This is a genomic window from Porphyromonas uenonis 60-3 (assembly GCF_000174775.1).
In the GTDB taxonomy this organism is placed as follows: domain Bacteria; phylum Bacteroidota; class Bacteroidia; order Bacteroidales; family Porphyromonadaceae; genus Porphyromonas; species Porphyromonas uenonis_A.
This window is the reverse complement of sequence record NZ_ACLR01000246.1, coordinates 20,777-27,097: the sequence shown is the minus strand read 5'-3', so window position 1 is coordinate 27,097 and position 6,321 is coordinate 20,777. Positions and strand designations below refer to the sequence as shown.

At 44.9% G+C, this 6,321-nt stretch carries 4 protein-coding genes and 1 pseudogene; all 5 read left to right on the top strand.

The window, feature by feature from the left end; genetic code table 11:
* The first annotated feature begins 760 nt into the window (after positions 1-760).
* The gene (locus PORUE0001_RS09730) at positions 761-1,117 is read left to right on the top strand and encodes a hypothetical protein (protein WP_050771578.1); all 357 of its coding nucleotides are present in this window, start codon (positions 761-763) and stop codon (positions 1,115-1,117) included.
* A 220-nt stretch (positions 1,118-1,337) separates the two neighbouring features.
* Positions 1,338-1,709: pseudogene (locus tag PORUE0001_RS10690) on the top strand (helix-turn-helix domain-containing protein); the annotation flags it as partial.
* 428 nt (positions 1,710-2,137) lie between these two features.
* Positions 2,138-2,491 (top strand): hypothetical protein, encoded by a 354-nt coding sequence (locus PORUE0001_RS09720; RefSeq protein WP_007366281.1) that lies wholly within the window; start codon positions 2,138-2,140, stop codon positions 2,489-2,491.
* 150 nt (positions 2,492-2,641) lie between these two features.
* Entirely contained in the window at positions 2,642-3,517 is an 876-nt protein-coding gene (locus tag PORUE0001_RS09860; RefSeq protein ID WP_007366259.1) for a DNA cytosine methyltransferase, read from the top strand.
* A 404-nt stretch (positions 3,518-3,921) separates the two neighbouring features.
* Positions 3,922-6,318 carry a toprim domain protein gene (locus tag PORUE0001_RS09855; RefSeq protein ID WP_007366275.1) on the top strand — a complete coding sequence of 799 codons (2,397 nt, stop codon included), beginning with the start codon at positions 3,922-3,924 and terminating at the stop codon, positions 6,316-6,318.
* Positions 6,319-6,321 lie beyond the last annotated feature (3 nt).

Here is a 6,321-nt window from a genome sequence, read left to right as displayed (position 1 = left end):
CGTCCCCCTTTTTCTCTTTCCCCTGTAACCCCTAACTCTATACCCCCTATAATCCCCCAATCTCGTCATCTTCGCTTCGCTCAGATGACCCAGCTCCAGCCCCGTGCGCGTGAGGCAAAATTTTTGGGAGCCGATGATGGGCAATTAAGCCTGACGGACGTATCACCCCATAAAGGCTTAAGGGAGCAGGAGGCTCTCGCCTTCGTAGATTACTTCAATAGCAAGCTAGCAACAAAGCAAGCTAACATACCAGCGTTGCGCTCTCTGCAAGGAAGTCGTCTAGCTGAACTAAATGCCCGCCTTCGAGAGTATGGCGAGATGCCCTGCTGGAGGCTGTTGACAATCTCGTGTCAAGCGAGATGCTCAATGGTCAGAATGCTAGAGGTTGGCACGCCACTTTCGATTGGTTTGTCAAGCCTTCAAACTTCGCTAAAGTACTTGAAAACAATACAAAGAATCTTCACCTCCAGACCCTCACAATGCGACTACCTCAAAATCATACGATCCTCGTCGAGGATGCACTCCGACTGCTACGAGCGCAAGCGACTACTACACCTCGTTTTAACCTGCCCTTCACGACAGCGCAAGCCGAAAGTCTTCTAGGGCTAGCTTTCAAGTGCTCGTGGAGAGACGTTTGCGAGAGTTTACGATGGATAGCACTCTCCGTCAAATTCTTGCTCACATCGCTTACTACCTAACAAATCCAAGATGCAAGTTTGGCTTGCTCCTTTGTGGCACCGTCGGTAACGGCAAAACAACTATGCTTCACGCTATTCGAGAGCTCATCTTCTTCACCAACAACAATGGTCTATGGGACGTTCCCTACCGCCTGGTGTCCGCCCCTATGTATGACGCTCGAGAGATAGCGTCAATCTCAAAGGACTTCCAAGCTTTTCGTAAGCTGAAGAGCTTACCCTTGCTGTTTTTAGACGATCTTGGGAAAGAACCTACAGAGCGTGTTGAGTACGGCAACATAACAACCCCTGTTGTTGAGTTGCTAGAATACCGCTACGAAAATATGCTTTCAACCTTTGTCAGTACCAACTTGACACCGTCTGAGCTTGGACGTAAATACCAAGCTCGTATAGCGACCGATTCAATGAGATGCTTGAAATAGTTGTTTTCAAAAACAACTCCTACAGAAGTTCCACCTCTACTCCCACACAATGAGTAATTCACAATCCTCTGAACAACCTTAGATAACCTTATGGCTAAGCTCAACAACATTTCTGCGAAGCTAGACAGTCTTCTTATCTCTATGGATCTTCTCGCACCAGTCAAGAGGAGGAGGTCTACTACGATGTCACCGATGTGGCTAAGCTTGCAAGGTCGCTCGTCAGACGGTCTACAATTGGGCTAGTCGTGGGGTGTTGGTTGCGAATAGGGCTACGGGACGACTGCTTTTCAAACCGTCAGATGTGAAAGCTTTTCTTGAACAGCGCCCCCAGCAACGTCTTTCCACGTCCGATAAGTCTGACGTGGAGCCAGCTATGCTCTCAGAGCAAGAGCTGAAAGTTCTTGCCAAAGAGCAGGATGCCCTGTATGAGGCAGAGCGAGCTTATCAGATAGCGCACGCCTATGAGATCAATCGCCAAAATAGTTCTCACTTCAATGCTTGCCTCATCGTCAAGAAGAGGTTCCGTATTGGGTCTGCTGAGCTGAAGCGCTGTTGCTTGCTCTATGAGACTTGGGATCCAACTATATCCTAGCGCACGTGTATATACTAACATCAATCAAATCAAAAAAGGAGAAATAGATGAAAGTCTTATTATCAATCAAGCCTGTCTTCGTCAAAGAGATTATGGAGGTAGAAAACTCTTTGATATAGAAAGACTATATATAAGAATCGTAATATAGCAAGATTATAGTGTATTCTTCAAGTCCAGTTTGCCGAATTGTAGGTGAATTTACTGTACAAGATATACTTTGTGAATCTCCAAAGGCTCTTTGGGAAAAGACTGGAGGTAAGTCTGGAGTTTCCAAAGAATATTTTGAAGAATATTTTAAAGGAAGGACTACAGGTTATGCTATACAAATAAAATCGTTTCATATATACTCCGTCCCAAAATTGCTGGAAGAGGCATACCCTGGCATTACTCCTCCTCAATCTTTTTGTTATATCAAACCATAAAACAGTATGAAACTAGAAGAACTCAAGAAAAACTTACAACTCGTTAATGTGGAGGAGAAGAGCCTCTCCGAGCTGTTGCGTGTGCTAGAGTCCATTAGAAACTGCCAGCTCATCTTAGCTAACTCAGCACAAGTTATAGGGAGCTACAAAATAGCAGGAACCCTTGATTGTGACCTATGCTCGGAAGTAGAGGAGGCTCAGAACTTACTACGAGAGCTTATCTACAAACAGAGTGGCATCTACAGAGACTTCGCCAGACGACTAGACAAGGAGGTGTTTCGGAAGCTAGGCATCGCAGAAGTTTATTCTGATGTCACCAAAGAAATTTCTCGTCGGCTGAATAACATAGAAAGTAACTAACAAAGTATGGGTACTATTAAGGAGTTTCATTTATTTGCAGGGATCGGAGGTGGAATCTACGGAGGACATATTTTAGGTCACTCGTGTTGCGGAGCGTGAGATAGACGACTACTGCAAAGAGTCTTAGAGCAAAGGCAACAAGATGGCTGGATGGATTCATTTCCAATATATGGAGATATAACGAGCTTAAATGGACGTAATTTCAAAGGGGCTTTTGACATTCTATGCGGTGGCTTCCCTTGCCAAGCGTTTAGTTATGTCGCCCGTGGTCAAAACATCTCAGAGAAAAACCTTTGGCCTGAAATGCTTCGGTTCGTCTGGGAATCCGAAGCTCCAATCGTCTTTGCTGAAAATGTTACGCTTAATGCGATACGCACAGCCTCTATGGATCTAGAATCTATCGGCTACAGAGTTAAGTACTGCAAGCTTTCGTGTGGTGAGCTGGGTGCTGATCATAGACGTGATAGGTACTGGTTGCTTGCTGTTAAGACACCAAGCGCCCTAAGTAAAGTAAATGAAAGTCTAGAGCGTCTTGGTAAAATACATATGGGGTGCTGGGTTACACCATTTAGTGAACTAAAAAATGAGGTCGTTACTAATCGTAGAGCTCAGCTGAAAGCTATCGGAAATGCTCAGGCTCCATTAGTTGCTGCAACAGCTTTTCGGATCTTGGCTTATAGACACAAGAATCAAATCCGTAACTCAGTCAAGGTTCTGAAGGAAGAAATCAATCGCTTCTTTACTGTTCAACCAACTTGGATTAAGGATACGTATGGGGAGAATTTTGGATTCGTCCACACCCCTACTACTATGGCAAATTACTCGGCTCCGTCAATGATGAAACATGCGGGGTGCAGAAACTTTGTTGAAGTATTCAATCGCCCTACACCTGCAAATGCCGAGTACTTGATGGGATTGCCACAGGGAGCTTCTACGGCAAACTCAATGAGTAAGAAGAATATGGAGATATGGCTACAGAAACTTCGTCAGGCGACTATACAAAGAGATCTCTCGTCGGAAGAATAACTTAGAAAGTAATGTTATGCTACACGATGATATTTTCGACTGTCTCGTAGAGACCGAAACTAATATTTCAGAGTTTCGACACTGCCAACTGCCTAGGATTATCGAGCTAACAAAGAATATGCTCAACTCCGACGACTGGAGCGATGAAGATATGCAATTTCTCAAGCAAGTCTACAAGATGTTAGATGCCGTAGACTTGCGTCTGCATATCTATCAAGAATGGATCCGAAACACACTAGATGCTGATGAGATTCAGTCGTTAGACTTACTAAGATTTACCGCAACTTACCGCAATTTACTCGTCCCTTTTTAAGGTGCGGTTAGCCCCCTATCTTTGAGGCAAGAACAATATGTTAGTTAGTTAAAGTGATTCGTCACCACTTCCCCCCCACCCCCACAACATTATGAAATACGGAGACAGAGATCAAATCTTGCAATTGACAGGTGGTGGCTTGGACATTTTCCAAGCCTACCTGCCAAATGTTATTGGTCGCAAGAATTTTCGAAGTCCGTTTTATGATGATAAAAAAGCCTCTTGTGCCATTTACCAAGATCACAGCGGTGTCTGGCGGTATAAGGACTTTGGTAATGGAGGAAGTGGTGGCGACGCTTTTTGGTTTGTTGGAGAACTCTTTGGTTACAACTTAAGCTCTCAATTCCCAAAGATTCTAGCTCAAATAGTTCAAGACTTAAATCTACCCTTAGATATTACTACTCAGGAGAGCTTAGCTAAAGCTCCCATTCGTCCACAAGTCTCAGCACCTTCTTCTGACCAGCTCATCAGTCAACCCTCAATGACTGACAAGTATAGTGTCCAGTCCCAGCCTTTCACTGAGGACGACTTAGAGTTTTGGGGTAAGTATGGTATAAATCAAGAAACACTAGAGCGGTATGGAGTTAGCTCGCTAGCGAGCTTCTCATCATACAGTCGTAAGGGTAATCCTTACCAACTCCACTATAAATCTACAGAGCCGATGTATTGCTATCAGCTTGGTGATAGCGTCAAGATTTATCGCCCTAACAGCAAGGTTCGCTTCTTAAATGCAGGTGTTCGCTCTAGCGACTATCTCTTTGGATATGCTCAACTACCCTCTAAAGGAGAGTACGTCCTTCTTACAGGCGGGGAAAAAGATGTTCTAAGTCTTGCATCTCACGGCTTTTCAGCCTTCTGTCTCAATAGTGAGACAGCCTATTTATCTCAAACCCTTTTACAAGGTCTTTCCGACCGCTTTGATGCGGTGGGTGTCCTCTATGATATGGACGATACAGGCATACGCCAGTCTCAAAAAATTATAGAGGACAATCCTGATATACCTAACCTTTTTCGTGTTGACCTGCCCCTCTCGGGTAGTAAGAACGAAAAAGATGTCTCTGACTTCTTTTCTCAAGGCGGTAATGCTACGGCTTTGCAGGATATTATAATGCGGACTATAAAACAGCAAGATAACTCTATGGATAATCTAGAAAACTTTATTGACCCCAATCTCTCAGGAAATGAAATTCACAAACTCAAGTTGACAGGAGTTCAGGAAGCGTGGCACGATAACGGACGGTTGTGTAGCCGTACGCACTACAAGCGAGGTAAGCTGGATGGCTTGTACGAAAGCTGGTATGACAATGGTCAGCAATGTGAGTTAGCTAACTACAGGCGAGGCAAGCTCGATGGAGTTCACCTTGGTCGGCACCCCAATGGTAATGTATCTGAGCTGTGTCACTATCAAAATGGTCTCCTACACGGGGAATATTTTGAGTATGACGAATCAGGAACGTTGCAGGTACATACTCATTGTTATAAAGGGTATGAGAATTTGTCTGCTTGGAAAGAATCTTTGACGAACAAGTCTGTTTCCCCTTTTACGGGTAAGTATGAGATATGGGACGACAGTCTATCCCCTCAACCAATGGCTGTGTTTTATATGGATAAGGTCTCCGCTCTAGAGCATCAAGAGCAAGACTTAAATGATTTGCCTGCACAGCGTATAGATACTCACGTATCTGAGAGTGTTATACGCTCTCGTAAGCTGACAGGAGTTCAGGAAGCTTACTACGACAATGGTCAGATTTCCCATCGCAAGTTTTATAAAGACGGCTTAGCCGAAGGTATGGGTTATAGCTGGCATCGTAATGGACAGCTGAAGGAGCGTTCCGCGTATAAGGCAGGTAGGCTGGATGGTGTCAGTTTGTATTACTATGACAATGGTGCGCTGAACGTGCGTGAGACCTACAAGCGAGGTAAGCTGGATGGCTTCTGCGAGGAGTGGTATGACAACGGACTGCTTGCTGGTCGATGCTCTTACAAGGCTGGCAAGCTAGACGGTTTGTTCAAGCGTTGGCACGAGAATGGACAACTCAAGAAGCGTTTGCCTTTTCGTGCAGGCTTGGTTGACGGTCTATCTGAGACTTGGTACCCGAATGGTTGTCAACAAACTCGTTGGAACTACAAAGATGACAAGCTAGATGGCTTGTGCGAGCTTTGGGACGGTGGTGGAAATCTTCTTTCTCAAACCCACTACAAAGACAACAAGAAGAATGGTCTGCACCTAGACTATGACCCTGAGAGTGGGGAAATGTATCATTGGATTCTTTTTGAGAACGACCTCTCAGTCAAGTCAGGCAAACCTGAAGAGCTAGAGCAACTCGAGGCTTACAAAAATCAGGCTCCGAGTATAGTCGTCCCCAGCTCTCCCGTGCAGGAGCAAGCGCAAGCGATACTCAATGCCCAGAGAGATAACGTACCAAAGGTGGGGCAACAGGCAGAAGCTCGCCTCACGCAACAGCAAGAATATAAACACAAACTATAATCA

Bases quoted from the DNA above. Each gene is read 5' to 3' on its own strand.
- PORUE0001_RS09855 (WP_007366275.1), top strand. From the start codon at position 3,922: ATGAAATACGGAGACAGAGATCAAATCTTGCAATTGACAGGTGGTGGC.
- PORUE0001_RS09730 (WP_050771578.1), top strand. From the start codon at position 761: ATGCTTCACGCTATTCGAGAGCTCATCTTCTTCACCAACAACAATGGT.
- PORUE0001_RS09860 (WP_007366259.1), top strand. From the start codon at position 2,642: ATGGATTCATTTCCAATATATGGAGATATAACGAGCTTAAATGGACGT.
- PORUE0001_RS09720 (WP_007366281.1), top strand. From the start codon at position 2,138: ATGAAACTAGAAGAACTCAAGAAAAACTTACAACTCGTTAATGTGGAG.